Annotated in this window: 19 protein-coding genes; 9 read left to right on the top strand and 10 right to left on the bottom strand. The window is 49.5% G+C overall.

Going from position 1 to position 22,137, the window contains the following annotated elements; all coding sequences use genetic code 11:
- Positions 1-7: 7 nt before the first annotated feature.
- From CI595_RS01255 to CI595_RS01265, 3 genes are read right to left on the bottom strand one after another with little or no spacing between them, the layout of a single operon-like run.
- Positions 8-844, bottom strand: a complete 837-nt coding sequence (locus tag CI595_RS01255) for a carbohydrate ABC transporter permease (protein ID WP_095170910.1) — start codon at positions 842-844, stop codon at positions 8-10.
- Positions 845-850: 6 nt separating this feature from the next.
- Positions 851-1,720, bottom strand: a complete 870-nt coding sequence (locus CI595_RS01260; protein ID WP_095170912.1) for a carbohydrate ABC transporter permease — start codon at positions 1,718-1,720, stop codon at positions 851-853.
- Positions 1,721-1,733: 13 nt separating this feature from the next.
- Complete coding sequence (locus tag CI595_RS01265) at positions 1,734-4,016, bottom strand: ABC transporter substrate-binding protein (protein ID WP_162291779.1); 2,283 nt, start codon at positions 4,014-4,016, stop codon at positions 1,734-1,736.
- 154 nt (positions 4,017-4,170) lie between these two features.
- On the opposite strand from CI595_RS01265, the gene CI595_RS01270 reads away from it, so the two are divergent.
- The 3 genes from CI595_RS01270 to CI595_RS01280 all read left to right on the top strand — a co-directional run bounded on the left by CI595_RS01270 (position 4,171) and on the right by CI595_RS01280 (position 6,781).
- Entirely contained in the window at positions 4,171-4,851 is a 681-nt protein-coding gene (locus CI595_RS01270; protein WP_095170917.1) for a response regulator transcription factor, read from the top strand.
- Positions 4,844-6,178, top strand: a complete 1,335-nt coding sequence (locus CI595_RS01275) for a sensor histidine kinase (protein WP_095170919.1) — start codon at positions 4,844-4,846, stop codon at positions 6,176-6,178. The genes CI595_RS01270 and CI595_RS01275 overlap by 8 nt, the downstream gene beginning before the upstream one ends.
- Positions 6,179-6,298: 120 nt before the next feature.
- Complete coding sequence (locus CI595_RS01280) at positions 6,299-6,781, top strand: S-ribosylhomocysteine lyase (protein ID WP_095170921.1); 483 nt, start codon at positions 6,299-6,301, stop codon at positions 6,779-6,781.
- 49 nt (positions 6,782-6,830) lie between these two features.
- Here the strand turns inward: CI595_RS01280 and CI595_RS01285 are convergent, their stop codons facing one another.
- Positions 6,831-7,715, bottom strand: coding sequence for a GGDEF domain-containing protein (locus CI595_RS01285; RefSeq protein ID WP_095170924.1), 885 nt, complete (start codon positions 7,713-7,715; stop codon positions 6,831-6,833).
- A gap of 279 nt (positions 7,716-7,994) precedes the next feature.
- Between CI595_RS01285 and CI595_RS01290 the strand changes: the two genes are divergently transcribed.
- Complete coding sequence (locus CI595_RS01290) at positions 7,995-8,306, top strand: helix-turn-helix domain-containing protein (RefSeq protein ID WP_095170927.1); 312 nt, start codon at positions 7,995-7,997, stop codon at positions 8,304-8,306.
- 44 nt (positions 8,307-8,350) lie between these two features.
- Here CI595_RS01290 and yqeC read toward each other — a convergent pair whose 3' ends face one another.
- The 6 genes from yqeC to CI595_RS01320 form a co-directional block, all read right to left on the bottom strand.
- Complete coding sequence (gene yqeC, locus CI595_RS01295; protein ID WP_095170929.1) at positions 8,351-9,703, bottom strand: selenium cofactor biosynthesis protein YqeC; 1,353 nt, start codon at positions 9,701-9,703, stop codon at positions 8,351-8,353.
- Positions 9,700-10,515 carry a selenium-dependent molybdenum cofactor biosynthesis protein YqeB gene (yqeB, locus tag CI595_RS01300; protein ID WP_095170931.1) on the bottom strand — a complete coding sequence of 272 codons (816 nt, stop codon included), beginning with the start codon at positions 10,513-10,515 and terminating at the stop codon, positions 9,700-9,702. The genes yqeC and yqeB overlap by 4 nt, the downstream gene beginning before the upstream one ends.
- 33 nt (positions 10,516-10,548) lie before the next feature.
- Positions 10,549-11,163, bottom strand: a complete 615-nt coding sequence (gene yedF, locus CI595_RS01305; RefSeq protein ID WP_095170933.1) for a sulfurtransferase-like selenium metabolism protein YedF — start codon at positions 11,161-11,163, stop codon at positions 10,549-10,551.
- Positions 11,164-11,210: 47 nt separating this feature from the next.
- Complete coding sequence (gene hydA / locus CI595_RS01310; RefSeq protein ID WP_095170935.1) at positions 11,211-12,620, bottom strand: dihydropyrimidinase; 1,410 nt, start codon at positions 12,618-12,620, stop codon at positions 11,211-11,213.
- A 6-nt stretch (positions 12,621-12,626) separates the two neighbouring features.
- Entirely contained in the window at positions 12,627-15,197 is a 2,571-nt protein-coding gene (gene xdh / locus CI595_RS01315) for a selenium-dependent xanthine dehydrogenase (protein ID WP_095172330.1), read from the bottom strand.
- 99 nt (positions 15,198-15,296) lie between these two features.
- Positions 15,297-15,533 carry a putative Se/S carrier protein gene (locus CI595_RS01320; RefSeq protein ID WP_095170937.1) on the bottom strand — a complete coding sequence of 79 codons (237 nt, stop codon included), beginning with the start codon at positions 15,531-15,533 and terminating at the stop codon, positions 15,297-15,299.
- Between the two features lie 187 nt (positions 15,534-15,720).
- On the opposite strand from CI595_RS01320, the gene CI595_RS01325 reads away from it, so the two are divergent.
- The 5 genes from CI595_RS01325 (at position 15,721) to arcC (ending at position 21,274) form a co-directional block, all read left to right on the top strand.
- The gene (locus CI595_RS01325) at positions 15,721-16,377 is read left to right on the top strand and encodes a helix-turn-helix transcriptional regulator (RefSeq protein ID WP_065542669.1); all 657 of its coding nucleotides are present in this window, start codon (positions 15,721-15,723) and stop codon (positions 16,375-16,377) included.
- Positions 16,374-17,582, top strand: coding sequence for a diaminopropionate ammonia-lyase (gene dpaL, locus CI595_RS01330; RefSeq protein WP_095170939.1), 1,209 nt, complete (start codon positions 16,374-16,376; stop codon positions 17,580-17,582). The genes CI595_RS01325 and dpaL overlap by 4 nt, the downstream gene beginning before the upstream one ends.
- Positions 17,583-17,653: 71 nt before the next feature.
- Positions 17,654-18,913 (top strand): YgeY family selenium metabolism-linked hydrolase, encoded by a 1,260-nt coding sequence (locus tag CI595_RS01335; RefSeq protein WP_095170941.1) that lies wholly within the window; start codon positions 17,654-17,656, stop codon positions 18,911-18,913.
- 179 nt (positions 18,914-19,092) lie between these two features.
- The gene (ygeW, locus tag CI595_RS01340; protein WP_095170943.1) at positions 19,093-20,286 is read left to right on the top strand and encodes a knotted carbamoyltransferase YgeW; all 1,194 of its coding nucleotides are present in this window, start codon (positions 19,093-19,095) and stop codon (positions 20,284-20,286) included.
- A 40-nt stretch (positions 20,287-20,326) separates the two neighbouring features.
- Positions 20,327-21,274: a carbamate kinase gene (gene arcC, locus CI595_RS01345; protein WP_095170945.1), complete on the top strand. Its 948-nt coding sequence runs from the start codon at positions 20,327-20,329 to the stop codon at positions 21,272-21,274.
- Positions 21,275-22,137 lie beyond the last annotated feature (863 nt).

Here is a 22,137-nt window from a genome sequence, read left to right on the forward strand (position 1 = left end):
TCCACCTCTATTCCTTCACCGCTGCTGCCACGATCCCCTGCTCCAGATAATCCTGTCCGCCCAGGAAAATAAAAAGAGCCGGCAGAAGCACCACCACAGAAGCCGCAAACGCCCCGGGTGCTTCCAAAAGCCCGATATCCGGCAGATACAGGGAAAGAGGCCACAGCTCTTTGTTCTTCAAAAATGTAAGGGGCTGTTCAATGAGATTCCAGCATTCCAGAAATCCCAGCACCAGAGCAGAACAAATACCTCCGGACCCCAGGGGAATCCCCATATACAGAAATATCTTCCCTTCGCCTGCCCCGTCTATCCTGGCGGATTCTACCACAGCCTCCGGTATGCCGGTAAAAAACCGGTACATAATGAATACCGGAAATGTGGAAAATGCCCCCGGAAGGATCACTGCCCAAAGCGTATCCATAAGCCCCAGCCGGTCCAGCACCAGGTAATTAGAAAGCATGGTCACCTGAAACGGCATCATCATCAGTGTTATATATACCGTGAACACCGGCTTCTTAAGCGGAAAATCATATCTGGCAAATGCCCACGCCGCAGGCACTCCCACCAGTATCTGTCCCAGAAGGATTCCCGCTGTGACGCGTATGGAATTCCAAAACATAACAAAATATCCCGGAGAATCCAGCAGCAGCTCAACATAGGCCCGCAGTGTGGGGTACATGGGAAACAGACGAAAGGTTGCATATCCCTCCCCTTTTGCCAGGACTGGCGACAGATACCCGGCCAGCTCCTGCTTTCCCATCAGGGAACCAGCCAGAAGAAACAGCACCGGATACGCTGCCAGCAGTGCAAATATCCCTAAAATCACAAATATAACTTTTTTCATTCCCAGTCATTCCTCTCTGCCCCAGGCCCTCTGCAGAAGCAGGATCAGTACCATAACTGCCAGAAATGTCATAACTGCCCCTGCTGCCATCTTGTCAAGTGAAAGCTCCCGAAACCAGTTATTAAATACATGCTGCAGCAGATACATGCTGTCATGGGGATAATCCCCTGCCACCAGGTACGCTTCACGGAACACTTTAAAAGAGTTCAGAAAAGAGAGCACTGTGATGGTATACAAAACAGGAAGCAGATTCGGCAGTGTGATCCTGAAGAAGCAGTCCAGACTGCCGGCACCGTCCACTTTCGCGGCTTCATACAGGTTTTCCGGTATCGCGGCAAGCCCTGCACTCCACAAAATGATATCATAGCCCATATTTTTCCACAGATAGCTGACGACCAATACCCAGAACGCGGCACTGCTGTTCATCCAGTCCTGCGGCGATAGGTGTACCATACTGCAAAAAGCACTCAAAAACCCATTGTTATGAAATAAAAACTTCCACAAAAGCACAATGGATGCCACCGGAATCGCCATGGGGATCAGATAAAAATTTTTCAGTATCCTCCCCTTTTTTCCAACTCCTGAAAGCAGCACCGCAACCCCCAGTGAAAGCAGTAATAAAAGAGGAATACAGATAAAAGCAAACCGCATAGTGTTCTTCACTGCCAGTAAAAAGGCGGAATTGCGAAACAATTCCAGATAATTTCCGATTCCTTTGAACTCTATCCCCATGGCATCCAGAAAGGAGCGTCTGATCACATCCGCAAAAGGTATCAGGACAAACAGCGCAACACCTCCAAGGCTTGGCAGCAAAAATGCTGCCGCCGCCCTGTTTTGTTTCTTTCTTCCTGTTGTCATTCTGTTATGACGCCTCATCGCCTGCTCCCCTTTACTCAGCCAGATAGAGATTAATCTTCTGTATGATATTACTGCAGGCCTCATCCAGGCTCAGGCTCTCATTCAGGTATTTGTCTCCCTGCTCTTTTACCGCATTCCAGATAGTGTCATCTGTGGAGGCCGGAATTTCAGCTTTTTCCAAAAGTGATCTCAGCTTATCCAGTTCTTCCTCCTCAGGCCAGCTCATATTCAAAGACGGCATATTTCCCGAATCGCCTGACATGGTAATGGAAGTACCGCCCCCGTCTCCTCCGTATGTTTGTTCTCCAAGCTCCAGTACCTTCTCATAACCCTTCCGGTTAATGGGGAAAGCCGTACTTAATGTACTCTGTACTTCCTCTCCCAGCAGTACCTTCAAAAAGTCCGCTGCCAGCTCTTTCTCGTTACTTTTGCTGCTGATCCCCACATTTCGATAGGGAAGATATACACTTTTTCCTTCGGATTTCATTTCTGTATAATCCAGATCAAAGGCATCGTTCACACCCAGGATCTCTACAAGCTGCCCCACTGAGCCAATCCAGCCTGCACCTGCTTTCGATGTCTGGTTCAGCAGTCCCATGGCCTGCAGACGCAGTCCGTCAAGACCGGACACCATACCATCTGCTGCACTGAAATACCCGATAGGATTTTCCTGCTCCTCCTGGGTAACCGGTTCCCCGTAAATGGTTTTCATGTTTTCCAGGAATGCTCTCAAAGCCTCTTCATCCAGGGTACCGTCCTCTTTTTTCATAGTTGTGCTCTCCAGATGATAGAAGATCTGCAGAAGCATTTCCGAATCTGTGGGTATCATAACACGCCCGATATCCGGATTTTCCTCTCTTATGCTGCTGATCTTCTCTGCCAATGCCTTCAGACTTTCCGCTGCATTTACAAAAGACTCCTCTCCCTGGACTGCCGGGATCAAAAAGCCCAGGGGAACCGCATAAATCTTATCATCCTTCTCATAGGTCTTCATGATGTTCTCAAACAATCCGTCTTCCTGTTCGGCTGACTCCACCGTATCCGTTATATCCTCCAGAAGTCCCTTTTGGATATAATTCTCTACAGGCATTCCGTCCAGGATCAAAATATCCGGTCCCTTGCCCGCCATAATATCTGTATTCAACGTGCGGAGCGCATCGGAAACCGTAACGGAGTCCTCACCACTCGTACCTATTTCCAGATCCACATAAACATCGGGGTTCTGACTCTGGTATACGGAAATCGCCTGTCTCAGCACAGGGCAGTCCTCCAGGGAATATACCTTGATCTCCTTCTCCGGCACGGAAGATGTATCTGCGGAGTAAGTATAGCGGTAAATCTTGTACTCAGTATCTATGGAACACGCCACAAGGAAACTGTCATCCTCCATAACTGCCAGAGATATGAGCATAGCTTTGGGATTTCCTATGGAAGCAAGACTTCCATTGACCGCCTGTTCCACCACGGTACCGCCAAAAACATGTCTGTAAATACCGCTCTCGGCGCAGTAAAACAGCGTATCCTCCTCTTTCCCACACCCAAAGACCACACTGTTCCTTAATTTCTTCTGCTCACTCTCCAAATCTTTCAAAAGCTGGTCAGAGAGCGTTTTATCCGCTTCCACGGATTCCCCGGTATTCATATCGTAGGCTTTCAGTTCCTTGTCCGTGAGAAGCAGAAGTGTATTCCCCATATCCGTTACCTGCTGAATATTATCACTTAATTCCATTGTCTGTTCCACATGTCCGCTGTCCGGATCGATCACACACACCGTTCCATAGGAATATGTGGCGATCAGTTTCTTACCTTCAGAAAATCTCAGCCCGGTGATGCTTTTCATATTGTCTGTTTCTTCCACGTCAAGTGTCAGATCCTGCAGTTCTCCCCCCTTTTTTGCATATAAGATAGAAAAGCTCTGGGATGTGATCACTTCTGCCGCTTCCTGCATGGCAGAAACAGCAATGTCACCGTTCCCGCTGATACAGGCCCAGTCTATATAAGCACAATTAGAAAGCTTGAGTCCTTCGGGCAGGATATCTTCCTCCCAGCTTTTTCCTGAATCCTTTGACTTCCACAGATAGCGCTCCCCTGTCTCCTTATCCTCTGTAAAAAGCGACAGGCTGTTGTCATCCAGCCTCTCCATTGCCAGGATCTTACCTGTGTTCTCGGGGAGGGCTATCTCCTCCTCCAGATAACGTCCCATAGCGCCCTCTGCGCTCTTATCCTCACTTTGTTTCCCGCATCCTGCAAGGCCTGCCACAGTAATGGCAATAGCCGCTGTCAGGCATACTGCTTTTTTTATGTATCGGTTCATGTTTCTCCTCCTGTCTTTCATTTGCGTTTATCTTATCATTGCATTCTCTAAACATTCTCTAAGATCATCTCTAATTTTTCTTGCATTTTTAGAGATAACTTAAAGATTCCTGTGTTATACTTCTAATAAACAAAAAGCCGGAGGATATTTTCTCATGAGAATTTTAATAATAGAAGATGACCGTAAACTTTGTGACTCCCTGAAATTCCAACTGGAAAAGGAAGGGCTTCTCACTGATTTGTGTTATGACGGGGAGGACGGGCTGGATTATATCCGGCAGCGCACCCACGACCTGGTCCTCCTGGACCGGATGCTTCCCTCCATGGACGGGCTTACCATCCTGGAGAAAATGCGCTCGGAAGGCATTTCCACACCTGTCATATTAGTGACAGCACTGGGAGAGCTTTCAGATAAGATCACGGGGCTTAACCAGGGAGCTGACGATTATCTGGTCAAACCTTATGACTTTCAGGAACTTCTGGCACGTATCCGCTGTATCACCCGCCGCCCGGGTAATCTGGAGATGTCCGGGGATATCACACTTGGAGATGTCACTTACCACCCCGCCCAGAAACAGCTTCTCTGCGGTTCCAAGACTCTGGTCTTATCCAAACGCGAGGGCGCGCTTCTGGAGTTCCTTCTCAGAAATCCGGGCCAGACCCTTCCCCGCCTCACAATCCTCTCCCGCGTGTGGGGCCCCAATGCGGAGGTGGAGGAAGGCAATCTTGACAACTATATCCATTTTATCCGCCGCCGTCTCCGGACTGTGGGAAGCACCCTTACCCTGCGCACGGTCCGGGGGATCGGCTACTGTCTGGAGGTGAGCCATGATTAAAACAGAAGGCGGACCGTCTCACCCACCCTTGTTCCGTAAAATGCGCCTCCGTCTCACTTTGCTCTGTCTGACTGTCACAGGCCTCATTCTGGCTGGCGCCACCTGCCTGTGTCTCTATTTTTCCGAGTCCGGGATCGCAAAGAATGGAAGCACTTCCTTTACCAACAGTTTAAATTCCATTCTCACACATCTGGAAAGCCAAAATACCATCACACTCCAGTGGATCGCCGGCATAGAACAAAACCATACTACGGTCCTCTCGCTGTATGACAACGGCAATCCTCTTTTCTATCAGGAGCTGCGCAGAACCCAGGAGGAAAAGAACGCCATATCCCTGGCAAAAGAGACGGCTTCCGTCAAATATGGGCTGGATCTGGATGCAGCAGATGCCTCCTCCCTTCTGTCAAAACATGTGGAATTTCGCTTTAAAACCAATGACAAGAAAGAATATTATGCCTCTGTGGTACTTCTGCCTAAGGCCAACGGCCATTTAAGCGCTGTTATCCTTCAATCTCTGGATGCCCAGAAGCACCAGATTTACGGACAGCGTTTTGTCTTTTTAGGTGCGGATACCGCGGCACTGCTCCTGCTTGCCGTCTTTTTCTGGTTTTTCACAGGCAAAACCCTGGCACCGCTGGAGGAAAACCGCAGACAGCAGGCCCAGTTTATTGCTTCCGCCTCCCATGAACTCCGCTCCCCTTTGTCTGTGATGCTCTCCTGTCTGACTGCCTCCCAAAAAGCAGCCCCCAAGGAAGCCGCACGCTTTACAGAGACCATCCAGCTTGAAGGGAAACGCATGTCCCGCCTGATCGACGATATGCTGCAGCTCGCCGGCGCAGATGCCTGTTCCTGGACTCTCATGCCCGCCCCGCTCCCGCCTGATACCCTGCTTCTGGATACTTATGAAAAATACGAATATCTGGCCAGGGAAAAGGGACTGACACTCCAGATCCGTCTGCCTGAGGAGGAATGCCCTTTGGTCCTCTGTGACGAGGAACGGATTGCTCAGGTGCTCTCCATCCTTATGGACAATGCTCTGAGCTATACACCTTCCACTGGTCACATTACGCTGTCGCTGTCCTTTACCGCCAGCCATGTCTCCCTGTCTGTTGCCGATGACGGCCCCGGCATTCCCGACCCCGCCAAAAAGCAGGTATTCCAGCGCTTTTTCCGGCAGGATAAAGCCCATACCAGCAAGGAACATTTTGGCCTGGGGCTCAGTATAGCCAGGGAGATCGTAAAAATACACAAAGGAAGGCTGGTTCTGTCCGACACACCGGGCGGAGGGGCAACCTTTACTATTATTTTAAAGACAGCACCGGTTTGATTCTGCTTGCATCCTGTTATCATACGGATTATAATTGTTTTACCGGCAGACAAGCCGCAGCAGAATAACCCCCAGCGCACCGCTGCGGGAAATGAAAAAACAGGAAAAAGGAGAAACGTAATGGAGAAAATAGCAAGCTTTACCATTGACCATATAAAACTGCAGCCGGGCATCTATGTATCCCGAAAAGATCATGTTGGACAGGAAGTGATCACCACATTTGACATCCGCATGACTTCCCCCAACGAGGAACCGGTCATGAACACTGCGGAGGTACACACCATTGAACATCTGGCAGCCACTTTCCTGAGAAATCACAGAGAATTCGGCAGCAAGATCATTTACTTTGGCCCCATGGGCTGCCGTACAGGTTTTTATCTACTGCTTTCGGGTGATTATGAATCCTCTGATATTGTAGGACTTTTAAAAGAAATGTTTGTATTTATCCGTGATTTCAGCGATGAGGTTCCAGGTGCTTCCCCAAAAGACTGCGGCAATTACCTGGATATGAATCTGGGTATGGCAAACTATCTGGCAAAAAAATATCTGGACCAGGTGCTAAACCATATAGGCCCGGACCGTCTTGTATATCCCGAATCATGAGGGCAGTCCCTTTCGGCGCAGCAGCATTGCCCGAAAGGGATCTCTTTCTTCAAAATTCCCCCATCTCTTCACTGTAAAAACAATAGCTGTCCTTTCCTGACTCCTTTGCCTTATAAAGGGCCACATCCGCATATTTTCCTATAGAGTTCTTTTCTTCTGTATAATGCTTTGGATAAAAAGACACCCCCACAGACACGGAAAGCTGCATTCCATCAAACTCTTCCTTCCTTACATTCTCCAGGATTTTTATCAGGACAGGCTCTAATTGTTCCGCCCGGTCAATCCCCGGGAAGAACATACAAAATTCATCTCCCCCATACCTGGCAATAATGGTCCTTTTCGGAGTGTTTTCCGTGAGTATCTTTGCGATCTTCATCAGCACGATATCCCCGTAGGCGTGCCCTCTTGTATCATTGACCAGTTTAAAATTATCCACATCCATCAGGCAGTACGCGCCTGTTTTTTCGCCCTGCATGAAATAGGAAAACACAGCCCGTTCAAATGCTTGGCGGTTCAATAGGTTTGTCATGGCATCATGGGATGCCTGGTGCTGCATCTCCAGCTCATGGATCTTCTTTTCATGGATATCCAGAATGGCGCCCACGGCTCCGCCTGCTCCGTGGGGAAGCATCAGACTCATGGTAAACCAGCGGTATTCCCGGTTTCCCTCCGGCCGGAGCCGAAAATCACAGGTAATGTTTTCTCTCTTATTTACGGATACGCTCCTGAGCGCCTCTATATTAAAATTCTGATAAAGGTATATCTTTTCTTCCTCATAAACATTGTCTATAATAAACTGTTCCAAAAAATCCTCATAATCGTACAGGACCCCGGCCTTCAGCTTTACCGACAGGGAACCTGTATGAAAAAATAGTATCTGGTTATTTTTTATGTCCACCTCAAAGATCACCGTATAAACCAAATCTTCCACCACCCTTCGTAATCACCGAATCGTAACGGTTCAGCCCTCACCGTCACAACGTTTTTTCGGTCAAAACCGGAAATGCGCAGGCCTGAGGAACAGATACCGAATATCTATTATATTACAACAATATAACACTATTGTAAACAATTATTGTTGGCTTATAATTTTATCCCTATTAAGGCATAATATAGTGCATATACTCGTAGAATGTAAATCTGCACAGCATAAGAAATAGCATATGTCATGTCTTTTATGTTTTATGCAATGCTGCATATAGGGAGGATTTTTATGAATATCGGTGAAACTCTTGCACAGCTCCGCAAAGATAAACAGATAAGTGTCTATAAACTCTCTCAATTAAGTGATGTTTCCATTAACTATATCAGAAGAGTGGAAAAGGGCGAGAGTATTCCCAGCATAGAGATCCTTACTGCACTGCTGTCCCCTCTTGGGATTCATCTCTCGGAGTTTTTCAGGGAGGATGCCGATATTCTCTACCCATCATCTTATGAGGCGGAATTGGTCCGTCTGACCCGCCAGTTAAATGAGGAGCAGGCTATGGCTATACTTAATCTGGCAAAGCTTCTGGCACAAAAATGAGCAGAAAGTATGCTCTGCTGCACACTTTCTGCCCATTTTTTATCTTATCGTTCTGTTATCTCCAAAGACTGTCTGCTGTCGTAATCATGAAGCTGAATTTCTTCCCCCACATCACAGAGGAATACATCTTCCGGATGCTTTTTCAAAACTTTTTTGCCCCCTGTATCCCCCTCAAGACGCAGCAGCTCCGGAATATATGTCTCATGAAAGATCACCGGATTGCCTGTAGTGTCTCCCTTTGCCAGACACCCTATCTTCTTTCCGCTTTTCAAAAAGCCATCCAGAAAACGGTTCACCGTATCTGCCCGCAGATGGGGCTGGTCCGCCACAAAAAAGCAGTAAAAATCTTCTTCTTTTTCATCCGTGCCGCACACCCTCCTGCTCTCCCGGATCCCAAGTTTGAGTGAAGAGGAAATGCCAAGTACGCTCTCTTTATTTTCCACCGCGCAAAAACCTTTTTCCGCAGCATCCTCCAGTATGGTTCCATACCGGCTCACCACACAGACAGAGGCAATGTCCTTTCTGAGTCCTCTCAGGGTTTCCAGGACCTCCAATGGATACCGGTACATTGGCCTGCCGTCCAGTTCGTACAGAAGCTTGTTCTCCCCAAAACGCCTGGAAAAGCCTGCGGCAAGTAAGATCAAGTGGATTTGTCCGCGGCCTGCTGCCGGTAAGGAAGGTCTTCCAAATACAGGTACACTGGTATGCTCCCCCATTTCTGCCACTGCATTCCCGTCCTCCGTCTGGTTCAGCAGAATCATCTGCTCCGCACCCGGGAACCGTGTCTTAAGGGGCTGCACATACCCGGCCTCCAGCAGATATCCCGCAAGCCGGGGCGTCAGACACATACCGGATAAGCTTCCTTTACCTTCCATCTTTGCTTGGCAGACCAGCTTTTCTGCCTCCTCCATCCGGAAGCAGACTTCACCCAGAGGTTTCCCCATAGCCGGCATGCCTGCCAGGATCATAATATGGGTGGTCCCCTCAACGATCACCGGCTCATGGGAAGCCGGCACTTTAAAGGGATGGCGTCTGGACCCGTCGGCCTCTATGACAACCGCGTCAAAAAAAGGCAGCACTTCCTTAAAAACCGCCTGGGGCAAAGCCCGCATCTTCATCCCGCCCGGACCGGAGGTTCCGGCTGTCACCACCGGGGACTTCTCTGCGGCAGCTTTTATTTCTTCCGGGGATTTGTCGATGACCCCATTTCTTCCCAAAAAAGCCGGATGCTCCATATGTGTGGTGGTAGTGACCAGCACTTTTTTCCCTTCCCTGGCCAGTTCCTCAGCCAACAGATAAGCGCAGGTGGTCTTACCCCCTGCGCCCACAAGGGAGATCACCGGCTTCTTGGGCCATTTCCCTAAACTTTTCAGCATATCCAATAAACTTTTATTCACTTCAGTACACCCTTTTCAAAGGCACTCACCAGTTCCAGGACGCTGCCGGCAATACACCTGGCTTTATCTGAGATCATACGGCAGTGCGCCCGGGATTCCTCTCTGGGGTCCACATCCGCTGACTTAAAATGTTCTGTCACCCGGTATCCATCCGGCAAAATGCCCCGGAGCACGCCGGAGATCACTGTGATCTGCGGACAGCGCTGTCCCTCCGGGGTTTCCACATAGCCCACCGGTGTCCCCGCTTCCACCCAGTCACCGATTGAGGCATTTGCCCGGAAAATACCGGCACGGTCCGAGTGGACCACCCGCTCTTTTCCATAGCCCCCAATCATACCCGGTACCCCTGTGTTTGGTATGGCACAGCCTTCATTCAGTATTCTGCCCAGATAGTGTCCCCGCTTTGTCTCAACCACATAATTCACATCACGTCCGGCCTCAAACCCCGGCCCAAGGGCAATGGTCAGCTCCGCCATATCCTTTCTGGTACCCAGATTCCGTTTTGCCAGAATGGCGTCTACCAGGATTTCCGGCTGCAGCGTATCAAGGGAGCTGCATACAGGGTCCACAAGCAGGATCGGGGACATGGGAGCAGCCAGCTCCAACGCTTCTTTGGCACTCCCCGCCTTTTGGCACACCATCCCCTCCACTTCTGTCTCCCCATCGTAAACAGCCTGTGAAAAAGCCACAAGCCTGCGGATTGCAGAAGGCCTGTCAGTCTCCAGTATGATGACAGGATACCCGCTTCTGCCAAGACGATGGATCGTTCCTGTTGCTAGGTCGCCGCCGCCTCTTACTACAATTGGTCTCATAATCCGTTCTCCTAACCTGCTTATACTACCACTCTATGGGCGTATGATCTTAGAGGCATCTGCCTGTTTTTCCACGATTTCATACATATTGGTCACTCTGCCCACAGCCAGTTGTTCCGTAATTCCGTAATGATTCAAACAAGTTCCGCAGGTGAGGATTTCCACGCCCTCCCTGTCAAGCTTTTTCAGATCCTCCAATGCCTCAGAGCCTTCACAGGACAGGTGCGCGCCTCCATTATATAACAGCACTGTCTCAGGAAGCTTTGGAAGCTGCGTCAGGGCATAGATAAATCCTTTCATCAGGATTTTCCCCAGCACCTCGTCCCCGTTCCCCATCTCTTTTGAGGAGATGACCACAACAGTGTTATCCGCGGTAGGAACAAAACAGTTTACCGGAAATTCTGCCTCTGTCTGGTTTTCCTTATCCTGGGTCACTGTAATTCTTACGCGGTATTCTTTTTCCCCCAGTTTTGTGGACGCGTACTCCGCCTTCTGTGATGCTGCCAGTTTGCGCAGATTTTCCACTGCCATCTCATTATCCGCTGTGATGAGGACTACATCTCCCCGGCTGCACGCATCCATGGCTTTTTTTGCTAATATGACCGGTTTTGGGCAGGCAAGCCCTTTTGCATCAATATTATGTTCCATGATCTCACCTTTTTAGTATTTTTTTACTGAGGTGCTGTATAGGTTTGTTACTGTTCACCAAACTGCACTTTTGCAGGGCTGTGGATAGCAACATATTTTTTTCTGGGCACATATCTGCCCGCTTTTTCTATCTGTACTGCACCCTTGTCTACTACAAGAGTACCATGCAAATAAACTTTGTCAATACATCCTTTTATTTTTGTTCCCTCAAAGGGGGCATAATCCATGGCATAATGCTGGGTGGAGGCTGTGATCACAGCCTCCTTTTCCGGATCCATCACAACTAAATCTGCTGTGCTCCCCGGCGCAATGCACCCCTTCTCCGGGTACATTCCGTACAGCTTCGCCGGATTTTCAGACAGGAAACGGCACATCTGTTCCAGAGAGATCCTGCCCTCCCTGACTCCATAGGTATAGAGAAGGGTTCCCCTTGTCTCCACACCCGGCATACCGTTTGGTATTTTTGTAAAGTCTTCTTTTCCCATGGCTTTTTGCTTCGTGGTAAAACTGCAGTGGTCTGTGGAAACGGTCTGTATCCGCTCCTCTTTCAAAGCTTTCCAAAGGCATTCCTGATCTTCTTTTTTCCTGAGGGGAGGTGATATCACATACTTTGCCGCCTCAGCGCCCCCCTGTTCATAGAGGCTGTCATCCATGAGCAGGTATTGAGGGCAGGTCTCTGCGTACACTTCCTGTCCTCTGGCTCTGGCCTCCTCAATTTCCCGGCAGGCCTCCTTACAGGTCAGATGTACCACAATGATGGGTGTGCCTGCCGTCTGTGCAGTCACAAGCAGACGGTGTACAGCCTCAGCCTCAAGCTGGGCCGGGCGTACCTTGGGATGTGTATCAGCATCCAGTCTGCCCTGTGCTTTTGCCTCCCGTATCAGGGCGTCGATCACATCCGCGTTCTCACAGTGCACGCCTGCGATTCCGCCCATGTCCTTCAGCCGTTTCAGCACTTCGTATATTTCACCGTCATTCAGCTTCATGGCGGGATATGTCATATACAGTTTAAACGTAGTCACACCTGCTGCGATCATATCTTCAATCTGGGCAAAGGTCTCCTCATTCCAGTCTGAGATGGCCATATGAAACCCGTAATCACAGGAGGCTTTCCCATCCGCTTTTCGGTGCCAGTTGGCAAGCGCCTCCCCCAGAGTCTCCCCTTTATTCTGTGTGGCAAAGTCAACAATGGTGGTGGTCCCCCCGGCTATGGCCGCAAGGGTTCCGCTGGCAAAGTCATCTGCTGTCACAGTCCCGGACACCTCCAGGTCAAAGTGTGTATGTGCGTCGATGAATCCGGGAAACACCAGTTTTCCTTCCAGATCCAGGATTTCATCTGCTTCCTCCGGGGATATGTTCTCTTCCACTCTGCATATGGTCTCCCCGTCCACGAGAATATCCTTTTTCCCGCTCTCCTGTCCGTTCACAACCGTTCCATTCTGTAAAAGCAGTTTCATATGACCTCACCCTTTCTTCTTTTCTTTCCTGTAAAATGTATTTTCCAGGGGCAGTTTTCTCCGTTCCACTCCATCCAGCCTGTAATAAGCATGGGCACAGGCAGGTGCTGTGGGTACTGTGGAGATCTCCCCTACACCCTTTGCGCCGTAAGCTTCTGTCAGCACATTGGGAGAAGTCACCAGTATAGACTTGATGTCCGGTGTGGCTGTTGCCCTGAATAGACCCAGTTTTCCGTAACTCAGCACAGGTCTTCCGTCTACCATTGGGAAGTCCTCCGTAAACGCATACCCCAGACCCATGACTACGCCGCCTTCCACCTGTCCTTCACAGGACTGGACATTGATCACAGTTCCCACATCATGAGCTGCCACCACCTCAGTCACTTTTCCGCTCTCATCCAGGATCACCACCTGGGTTGCATATCCATAAGCAATATGGCTTACCGGATGCTTTTTCGGGGAACCCATGGCATCTGTCTCCCCTGTGTACTCCGCATAAAATTCCCGTCCTTCCAGCTCCTTTAGAGACTTCTTTTCCAGCAGGGCTTCTTTTAGTTTAAGCGCAGCCCTCCGTGTGGCTTCCCCTGTAAAAAGAGTCTGCCTGGATGCCGTACTGGTACCGGAATCTGGTGTGTCTATGGTATTTGCCATCTTATGTATCACCCGGTCAGGTCTCAGCCCTGTGGTTTCACAGACGATCTGTATTGCCACTGTTCCCACGCCCTGCCCCATACAGGCGGCTGAGGTGAGTACCTCCGCTTTCCCATCCCGAATCCTCAGGTTACACCGGCCTACATCCGGGTTTCCCACACCAATTCCGCTGTTTTTCATGCAGGAAGCGATCCCCGCGTAGGGATGGGCATCATAAATATCCTTTACCGCTTCCAGCGTCTGCGCCAGTGCACAGTCCACAGTGGCGATCTGGCCGTTTGGCAGAGTCTGCCCCGGACGGATCGCATTTCTGTAACGGATCTCCCACGGAGTAATACCCACCTGCTCCGCCAGCAGGTCCAGATTGAATTCCGTAGCAAAGCAGCTCTGGGTCACACCAAATCCCCTGTATGCGCCTGCAGGAATATTGTTCGTGTAGACGCCATACCCGATGATCTCCACATCCTGGTAATTATAAGGCCCTGCCGCATGGGTACAGGCCCGCTCCAGCACCGGGCTTCCCAGAGAAGCATAGGCCCCTGTATCCGCGTAGATCACGGCTTTCATTCCTGTCAAATATCCGTTTTCATCACAGGCCGTAGTGAAATCCATCTCCATGGCATGGCGCTTCACATGGCACATAAGGCTCTCCGCCCTGGAAAAACGGACTTTAACCGGGCGTTTCAGCAGCCAGGCACACAGGGCCGCATGGTGCTGTACACTCATGTCCTCCTTGCCCCCAAAACCGCCGCCTACCAGCATGGATTCCACCTTGACTTTCTCCGGGGGAATCTGCAGGATACCGGATATCTCCCTCTGCTCGTCATAGACCGACTGGCCTGAAGTGTACAGATGTACTCCGTCCTCACCCTCCGGAAAGGCAACGGCACACTCCGGTTCCATGAACGCATGGTCTGTAAAGGGCAGGCTGTAATGGCGTGTCACTACATATTTGGAGTTTCTGATGGCGGCGTCTGCATCACCCCGGATACATTGCTTTTTAGCCAGCAGATTTCCCTCCTCATGCACCTTAGGCGCATCTTCCTCCAGTGCCTTCCTGGGGTCTGTCACCGGCTGCAGTTCTTCCGCATCCACTTCGATCAGACTTAATACTTCATCCAGGTTCTCCCTATGGTTCACCACTGCAAGGGCCAGCGCATCCCCCACATATCTGGTGATACTGCCTTCCGGTATCATCACGTCCCAGTCCTTTTTAATATGGCCGCAGATATTCTCCGGCACATCTTTTGCCGTATAGACTGCCACACAGTCAGGGTGTGCCAGCGCTTTTTCTATATGGATATGGTTGATCCGGCATCTGGGATAAGGGGAACGCAGTGCTTTTGCATAAGCCATATCCGGCAGCACAATATCATCCACATATCTGCCTGTGCCCCGAACCTTTTCCTCAGCATCCACACGTTTGAACCTGCGTGTGATTCCGCCCTCCGCTTCCTCTCCGGGAATCTCACGTTTTTCCCTGAAAAAGTCTGCTGCCATGAGAATGGCTTCCTCTATCTTTTTATATCCGGTACAGCGGCAGATGTTGCCGTGGATCGCTTTCTTCACATCCTGTCTGGTTGGATTTAGGTTTCCATCCAGCAGAGCCTTGGCAGAGATGATCATGCCCGGAATACAAAAGCCGCACTGTACAGCTCCGGCCTCCGCGAAGCAGTGCACATACACTTTCATCTCCTCCTCCGGGATTCCCTCCACGGTTGTCACATGCCTGCCGTCCACTTTAGACAACTTAACGACACAGGCCTTCATCTTTTTCCCATCCACCAGAACCGTGCAGGTTCCGCAGGCCCCCTCGCTGCACCCTTCCTTGACGGCTGTAAGTCCCAGTTCATCCCTGAGATAGTCCAGAAGCCTGCCCTCCTTCTCACTCCTGCACTCTTTTCCATTAACATAGAACGTATACATAAAAACCTCCCATCCGGAACCACCCATATGGTTCCCCTTTCCTACACCAATACATAACGATCCATTCAGCCGGACCGTTGCCGGGTATTCGTCCATACCTTACACCAATACTTCATAAATACCCTCATACAGGACGCCGTGTTCCCGCATCATTTTCTCCGTTCTCTCTTTCTCCTGAACCTCCGTACACCAGGACAGGCCGCATCCGGCTGACACTGCTCTCGGCAGCGGGATCAAACGCCCGGGAAGTCCCTGTTCCCTGCACATCTTTTCCATCCCCATGGCCCTGGTGGTAGTTCCGAACGTAACTACCAGTTTTAATGTTCTCTCTCTCATATTCATGCCTTCCTTAATATCCTAACTATAACACCTGCAGACCCTTATTTCAAGGGATTGGAAACACTTTTTCAAAAAAATTTTAGATAACCTAAAAATTTTTGTAAAAACCTCTTGCAATCTCAAAAAAGTATGCTATGATGGAATTAACAAGAAAAAGGAAAACCTGTCAGAAAGGAGCTTTCTTATGGGCAGATTAAAATTACTGAAACAGGTGGCCGCCGGCCTTGCCAGACAGTTCGGACCGGACTGTGAGATCGTGATCCACGACTTAAAGACCCAGGACCTGGAACATTCCATTGTCTATCTGGAAAACGGTCATGTCTCCGGCAGACAGTTAGGTGACGGCCCCTCAAATGTGGTACTGAAAGCATTAAAAGAAACTCACCCGGAAAATCTGACGGACAGGGCAGGCTACCTGACCCGGACAGCAGACGGAAGAGTTCTGAAGTCTTCCACCTTCTACATAAAAGATGAAACAGAGGAGCTTCACTACATTCTCGGTATTAATTATGATATTACCAAGCTCCTGACCTTAGAAGCTGCGATCCACAATCTGACTGATACCGACGAGGAGAAGGAAAAAGAAGCAGCTCCGGAAATCACACATAACGTAAATGACCTTCTGGACCATCTCATTGAAGAGTCCGTCAGTCTGGTAGGCAAACCGGTGGCGCTGATGACCAAGGAAGATAAAGTAAAGGCCATCCAGTTCTTAAACGACTCCGGCGCCTTCCTCATCACCAAATCCGGTGATAAGGTGGCAAATTATTTCGGCATTTCCAAATATACTTTATATAGCTATACCGATGTGAACAAAGAAAAGGGGGAAGAAAAAAAATGAAAGAAATCCAATGGGCAGAGAATAAAATGCCAAAGACGGCAGACACGTCTCTTCCGGTTATGTCACTGGAAAATGTAGCAAAAGCCAGAGCATTCCACGAAAGCTTTCCGCAGTACAGCAAAACACCGCTGGCAAAGCTTGACCACATGGCAGAACACCTGGGTCTTGGAGGGATCTTTGTAAAAGATGAATCCTACCGTTTCGGTCTGAATGCATTCAAAGTGCTGGGCGGTTCCTTTGCCATGGCTAACTACATTGCCAAACAGACCCACAGAGATGTAAGCGAACTGCCCTACGCAGTGCTCACCTCCGAGGAGCTGAGAAAAGAATTCGGGCAGGCCACTTTCTTCACAGCAACAGACGGCAATCACGGACGCGGCGTTGCCTGGGCTGCCAACAGACTGGGACAGAAATCCGTGGTCCTCATGCCAAAAGGCTCCACCAGGACCCGTCTTGAAAATATTCAAAAAGAAGGCGCAGACGCCACCATCACGGAAGTCAATTATGATGAATGTGTCCGCCGGGCCAATGCCATGGCGGAAAAAACACCAAACGGCGTCATGGTACAGGATACTGCATGGGATGGCTACGAGGAAATCCCTTCCTGGATCATGCAGGGATACGGAACCATGGCTTCTGAGGCTGATGAACAGCTCAGGGAATACGGCTGTGACCGCCCTACCCACATTTTCATCCAGGCAGGTGTAGGTTCCCTGGCAGGAGCGGTACAGGGGTATTTCGCTAACCGCTATCCGGATAACCCGCCTGTGGTTGTAGTGATGGAAGCAGATTCAGCTGCCTGCCTCTACAAAGGCGCCAAAGCGGCTGACGGTAATATCCGCATTGTGGACGGCGATATGCCCACCATCATGGCCGGGCTTGCCTGCGGAGAGCCAAACACCATCTCCTGGGATATCCTGAAAAACCACGTATCTGTCTTTACCTCTTGCCCGGACTGGGTATCTGCCAGAGGCATGCGCATGCTGGCAGCTCCCGTAAAAGGAGACCCACAGGTGACAAGCGGAGAATCCGGCGCTGTGGGCATGGGGCTTTTAAGTGCCATCATGGAACAGGATAAATACAGGGAACTGCGCAGTTTCCTGAAGCTGGATGAAACAGCAAAGGTACTCCTCTTCTCCACAGAAGGCGACACGGACCCGGAACGCTACAAAGAAATTGTGTGGGACGGGAAACAATATGATTGACGCCCTGCCATCAGGGCCGGAAACAGGAAACTATTTTAAATGAATAATAAATGTATTGGGAGGATTTCATTATGGATTACGGTAAGATCAAAGAAGCAGCACAGGGTTACGAGCAGGCAATGACAAAGTTCTTAAGGGACCTGGTAAGGATTCCCGGTGAAAGCGTAGGCGAAGAAGGCCATGTAAAACGGATTGAACAGGAAATGAACGCCCTGGGATTCGATAAAGTTGTCATTGACCCCATGGGAAATATTTTGGGCTACATGGGAAGCGGGAAGACTCTCATCGGTTTTGACGCACATATCGATACGGTCGGGATCGGAAACCGCGACAACTGGGAGTTTGACCCTTATGAAGGCTTTGAGTCTGACACGGAAATCGGCGGACGTGGAACTTCCGACCAGCTGGGTGGTATTGTCTCTGCCGTGTACGGCGCCAAGATCATGAAAGACCAGGGACTTCTGGATGACCGCTACACCGTACTGGTAACCGGAACTGTCCAGGAGGAAGACTGTGACGGTCTGTGCTGGCAGTATATTGTAAACGAAGACAAAGTAAGACCTGAATTTGTTGTATCCACAGAACCTACAGACGGCGGCATCTACAGAGGACAGAGAGGCCGTATGGAAATCCGTGTGGATGTAACAGGCGTCTCCTGCCATGGCTCCGCACCGGAACGCGGTGACAATGCTATCTATAAAATGGCTGACATTCTCCAGGAAGTCCGTGACCTCAATGAAAATGACGCTGAGGATTCCACCGAGATCAAAGGTCTTGTGAAAATGCTGGATGAAAAATACAACAAAGAATGGAAAGAAGCCCGTTTCCTCGGCCGCGGTACCGTGACCACATCCGAGATCTTCTTCACATCCCCCAGCCGCTGCGCGGTTGCAGACTCATGTGCTATCTCTCTTGACCGCCGCATGACTGCAGGGGAAACCTGGGAAAGCTGTCTGGATGAGATCCGTGCCCTGCCGTCCGTGAAAAAACACGGTGCAAAAGTATCCATGTACAATTACGAACGCCCCTCCTGGACCGGACTTTCTTATCCTACAGAATGCTACTTCCCCACATGGGTCATTCCGGAGGATCACAAAGTGACAGAAGCTATGGCTGCCGCTTACACAGAACTGTACGGAGAGCCACGCATTGACAAATGGACCTTCTCCACCAACGGTGTTTCCATTATGGGCCGCTTCGGCATTCCGTGCATCGGCTTTGGCCCCGGCAAGGAGGCTCAGGCTCATGCCCCCAATGAGAAGACCTGGAAAGAAGATCTTGTGAGATGCGCCGCTGTGTATGCTGCTCTTCCGACTGAATACTGCAAATAATAAGAATTTATGTAACTGTTCAGTACCCACAGTTACAGGCAAAAATCCATGCAGAATCACCTTTGGCGATGGGATCTTTGCTTGTCTGCGGAATGTTTTCAGTAGGTCAGCGCAGTGAATGCGCAGATCTACTGAATAGTTACGAATTAATGATCATAAATAGAAAGGAATATCAAACCATGAAAACATTACAGGATTATATTGATAAATTAAACAAACTGAACTTTAAAGAAATGTACGAAAACGACTTCTTCCTGACCTGGGAGAAGACCGATGACGAGCTGGAAGCTGTATTTACCCTGGCAGATGCTCTGCGCTTTATGCGCCAGAACAATATCTCCACAAAAGTTTTTGAGAGCGGCCTTGGCATCTCCCTGTTCCGTGACAACTCCACACGTACCCGTTTCTCCTTCGCTTCCGCCTGCAATCTGCTGGGCCTGGAAGTACAGGATTTAGACGAGGGCAAATCCCAGATCGCACACGGGGAGACTGTACGTGAGACAGCCAACATGATCTCCTTCATGGCTGATGTGATCGGTATCCGTGATGATATGTACATCGGAAAAGGAAATGCTTACATGCATCAGGTTTCCGATTCTGTGAAAGAAGGCTACGAGGACGGCATCCTGGAGCAGCGTCCCACACTTGTAAACCTCCAGTGTGACATTGACCATCCCACTCAGTGTATGGCTGATATGCTCCACATCATCCACGAGTTCGGCGGAGTGGAGAACTTAAAAGGCAAAAAACTTGCCATGACATGGGCTTACTCTCCTTCATACGGCAAACCCCTGTCTGTTCCTCAGGGCGTTATCGGTCTGATGACACGTTTCGGCATGGAAGTGGTGCTGGCTCATCCGGAAGGATATGAAGTTATGCCTGAGGTTGAGGAAGTGGCTAATAAAAATGCAGAAAAGACAGGCGGCAGCTTCAAACGCACCAATAGTATGGAAGAGGCATTTAAGGACGCTGATATTGTATATCCAAAGAGCTGGGCACCCTTTGCTGCTATGGAAGAGAGAACCGATCTATACGGAAAAGGCGACTTTGATGGTATTGATAAATTAGAGAAAGAGCTTCTGGCACAGAATGCGCAGCACAAAGACTGGGCCTGCACAGAAGAACTGATGAAGACCACAAAGGACGGCAAAGCACTCTATCTGCACTGCCTGCCTGCTGACATCACAGGGCTTAGCTGTGAATCCGGTGAGGTGGATGCCTCTGTATTTGACCGTTACCGCACACCGCTTTACAAGGAAGCCAGCTTCAAACCGTACATTATTGCTGCCATGATCATGCTCAGCAAATTTGATGACCCGGCAGAAGTTTTAAAGAAACTGGAAGAACGGGACCAGCCGCGTAAGTTCAAATAATATAAGGTACGCATTCATGTAAGAACAGGGGGTTTTTACTTTGCAGAAACAAAAAATCGTCATCGCCCTGGGCGGCAATGCCCTGGGCAATACACTTCCGGAACAGATGGCTGCCGTTAAAGTAACGGCAAAGGCCATCGTGGACCTGATTGAAGAAGGCCACCAGGTCATCGTTACACACGGTAACGGACCACAGGTTGGCATGATCAACAACGCTATGGCTGCCCTTTCCAGGGAAGATGCCGCACAGCCCAACACTCCGCTTTCCGTCTGTGTGGCAATGAGCCAGGCTTATATCGGATATGATCTGCAGAATGCTCTGCGGGAAGAACTGCTGAACCGCGGCATTGACAACATCCCGGTATCCACCATGGTGACACAGGTGCGTGTCAATGAAGATGATCCGGCATTTGACACCCCTTCCAAACCCATCGGAAAATTTTTAAGTGAGGAAGAGGCCAAAGTCATTACACAGAAATACGGCCACATTATGCGTGAGGATGCAGGCAGAGGCTGGCGCCGCTTCGTCGCCTCCCCGAAACCTCAGGAGATTGTGGAGATCGGTGCTATCCGCTCCTTAGTGGACTCCGGTGAAGTTGTGATCGCCTGCGGCGGCGGCGGGATTCCCGTCACCCTGAAGGGAAATCATCTGAAGGGAGCCAGCGCTGTCATTGACAAGGATTTTGCAAGCTGCCTTCTGGCTAAGGAGCTGGACGCGGATTATCTCATCATCCTGACAGCCGTTGAGAAGGTTGCCATCAATTTCGGCAAAGAGGATGAGACATGGCTGTCCGCCATATCCACATCCGAGGCTGAAAAATACGCCCGGGAAGGCCAGTTCGCCCCCGGCTCTATGCTTCCCAAAGTGGAGGCTGCCATTGATTTTGCTTCCTCAAAGCCGGGAAGGAAGGCGCTGATCACGCTCCTTCAGAAGGCAAAGGATGGGATTGAAGGCAAGACAGGAACGGTTGTATGCAATAAACTTTAAAATAATATAGAAAATACCCGGCAGACCTTTTCCGCTTTGCGTCTGCCGGGTATTTTATTAGAATTACAGGACTAAATTTTAGCCTGAAAAAACGCGCTGTCTTTTGTATATAATGCCAAAAATTTGTGAATAGCGTCCGAATACTTGTTCTCTTCATAAAAGCATAGTATAATAATCTAATCTCGCAATAAAAAATTTCTGTATTGCTTTTCTACATCATATCTTTCCAATAACTCATTTTGTCTATCCTTGTATTATCCAAATAAGACATAATATGAATATATTTCTCCAGGCAGCCGAACAGGCGGCTCTCTATCCCGTTCCGAGTTTTACGGAAAGGGGTGTTGTTTATGTACATGACATATGGTGATTTCTTTACCTCTATCATTATGATAACAGGTATCATAGCACTGGTGGTCCAAATACATAAAAAATAGCCGTCCTGCTCCCGCCAAAGAATAGGACAACTATTTTACTATACTAATTTGCCGGGACGGGTAGTGTGCATCTACCTGTCGGCTGCTTCGATAAATATATTATACGGCTGCCTTAAAAAAAAGTCAATAACATACTTTAATTCCTTTGCTTTTATACTGATGAATCTCCTTCCAAAAGTATTTTTATACTTTGTGAATATGCATCATTGATTTGCATCTAAAGCTCGAACCGCACAAACTCCCCTGGACATTGGCAGCACCCAGGTCACATGCGGAATAACTCCCCTGGACATGCCAACACCCAGGTCACATGCAGAATATCTAATATCTACTGATTCAGGTGAAAACTCCCCCGGACATGGCAGTACCCAGGGGAGTGATCATAATAAATCTATCTAGGCTGATATTCCTGTATCATAACATGGA

Source organism: Blautia hominis, assembly GCA_002270465.1.
GTDB classification, from domain to species: Bacteria; Bacillota; Clostridia; order Lachnospirales; family Lachnospiraceae; genus Blautia; species Blautia hominis.

Bases quoted from the DNA above. Each gene is read 5' to 3' on its own strand.
- CI595_RS01260 (WP_095170912.1), bottom strand. From the start codon at position 1,720: ATGAGGCGTCATAACAGAATGACAACAGGAAGAAAGAAACAAAACAGG.
- yqeB (WP_095170931.1), bottom strand. From the start codon at position 10,515: ATGAGACCAATTGTAGTAAGAGGCGGCGGCGACCTAGCAACAGGAACG.
- yedF (WP_095170933.1), bottom strand. From the start codon at position 11,163: ATGGAACATAATATTGATGCAAAAGGGCTTGCCTGCCCAAAACCGGTC.
- hydA (WP_095170935.1), bottom strand. From the start codon at position 12,620: ATGAAACTGCTTTTACAGAATGGAACGGTTGTGAACGGACAGGAGAGC.
- CI595_RS01275 (WP_095170919.1), top strand. From the start codon at position 4,844: ATGATTAAAACAGAAGGCGGACCGTCTCACCCACCCTTGTTCCGTAAA.
- ygeW (WP_095170943.1), top strand. From the start codon at position 19,093: ATGAAAACATTACAGGATTATATTGATAAATTAAACAAACTGAACTTT.
- CI595_RS01290 (WP_095170927.1), top strand. From the start codon at position 7,995: ATGAATATCGGTGAAACTCTTGCACAGCTCCGCAAAGATAAACAGATA.
- CI595_RS01325 (WP_065542669.1), top strand. From the start codon at position 15,721: ATGGGCAGATTAAAATTACTGAAACAGGTGGCCGCCGGCCTTGCCAGA.
- CI595_RS01270 (WP_095170917.1), top strand. From the start codon at position 4,171: ATGAGAATTTTAATAATAGAAGATGACCGTAAACTTTGTGACTCCCTG.
- CI595_RS01320 (WP_095170937.1), bottom strand. From the start codon at position 15,533: ATGAGAGAGAGAACATTAAAACTGGTAGTTACGTTCGGAACTACCACC.
- dpaL (WP_095170939.1), top strand. From the start codon at position 16,374: ATGAAAGAAATCCAATGGGCAGAGAATAAAATGCCAAAGACGGCAGAC.
- CI595_RS01280 (WP_095170921.1), top strand. From the start codon at position 6,299: ATGGAGAAAATAGCAAGCTTTACCATTGACCATATAAAACTGCAGCCG.
- CI595_RS01265 (WP_162291779.1), bottom strand. From the start codon at position 4,016: ATGAACCGATACATAAAAAAAGCAGTATGCCTGACAGCGGCTATTGCC.
- CI595_RS01335 (WP_095170941.1), top strand. From the start codon at position 17,654: ATGGATTACGGTAAGATCAAAGAAGCAGCACAGGGTTACGAGCAGGCA.
- xdh (WP_095172330.1), bottom strand. From the start codon at position 15,197: ATGTATACGTTCTATGTTAATGGAAAAGAGTGCAGGAGTGAGAAGGAG.
- CI595_RS01255 (WP_095170910.1), bottom strand. From the start codon at position 844: ATGAAAAAAGTTATATTTGTGATTTTAGGGATATTTGCACTGCTGGCA.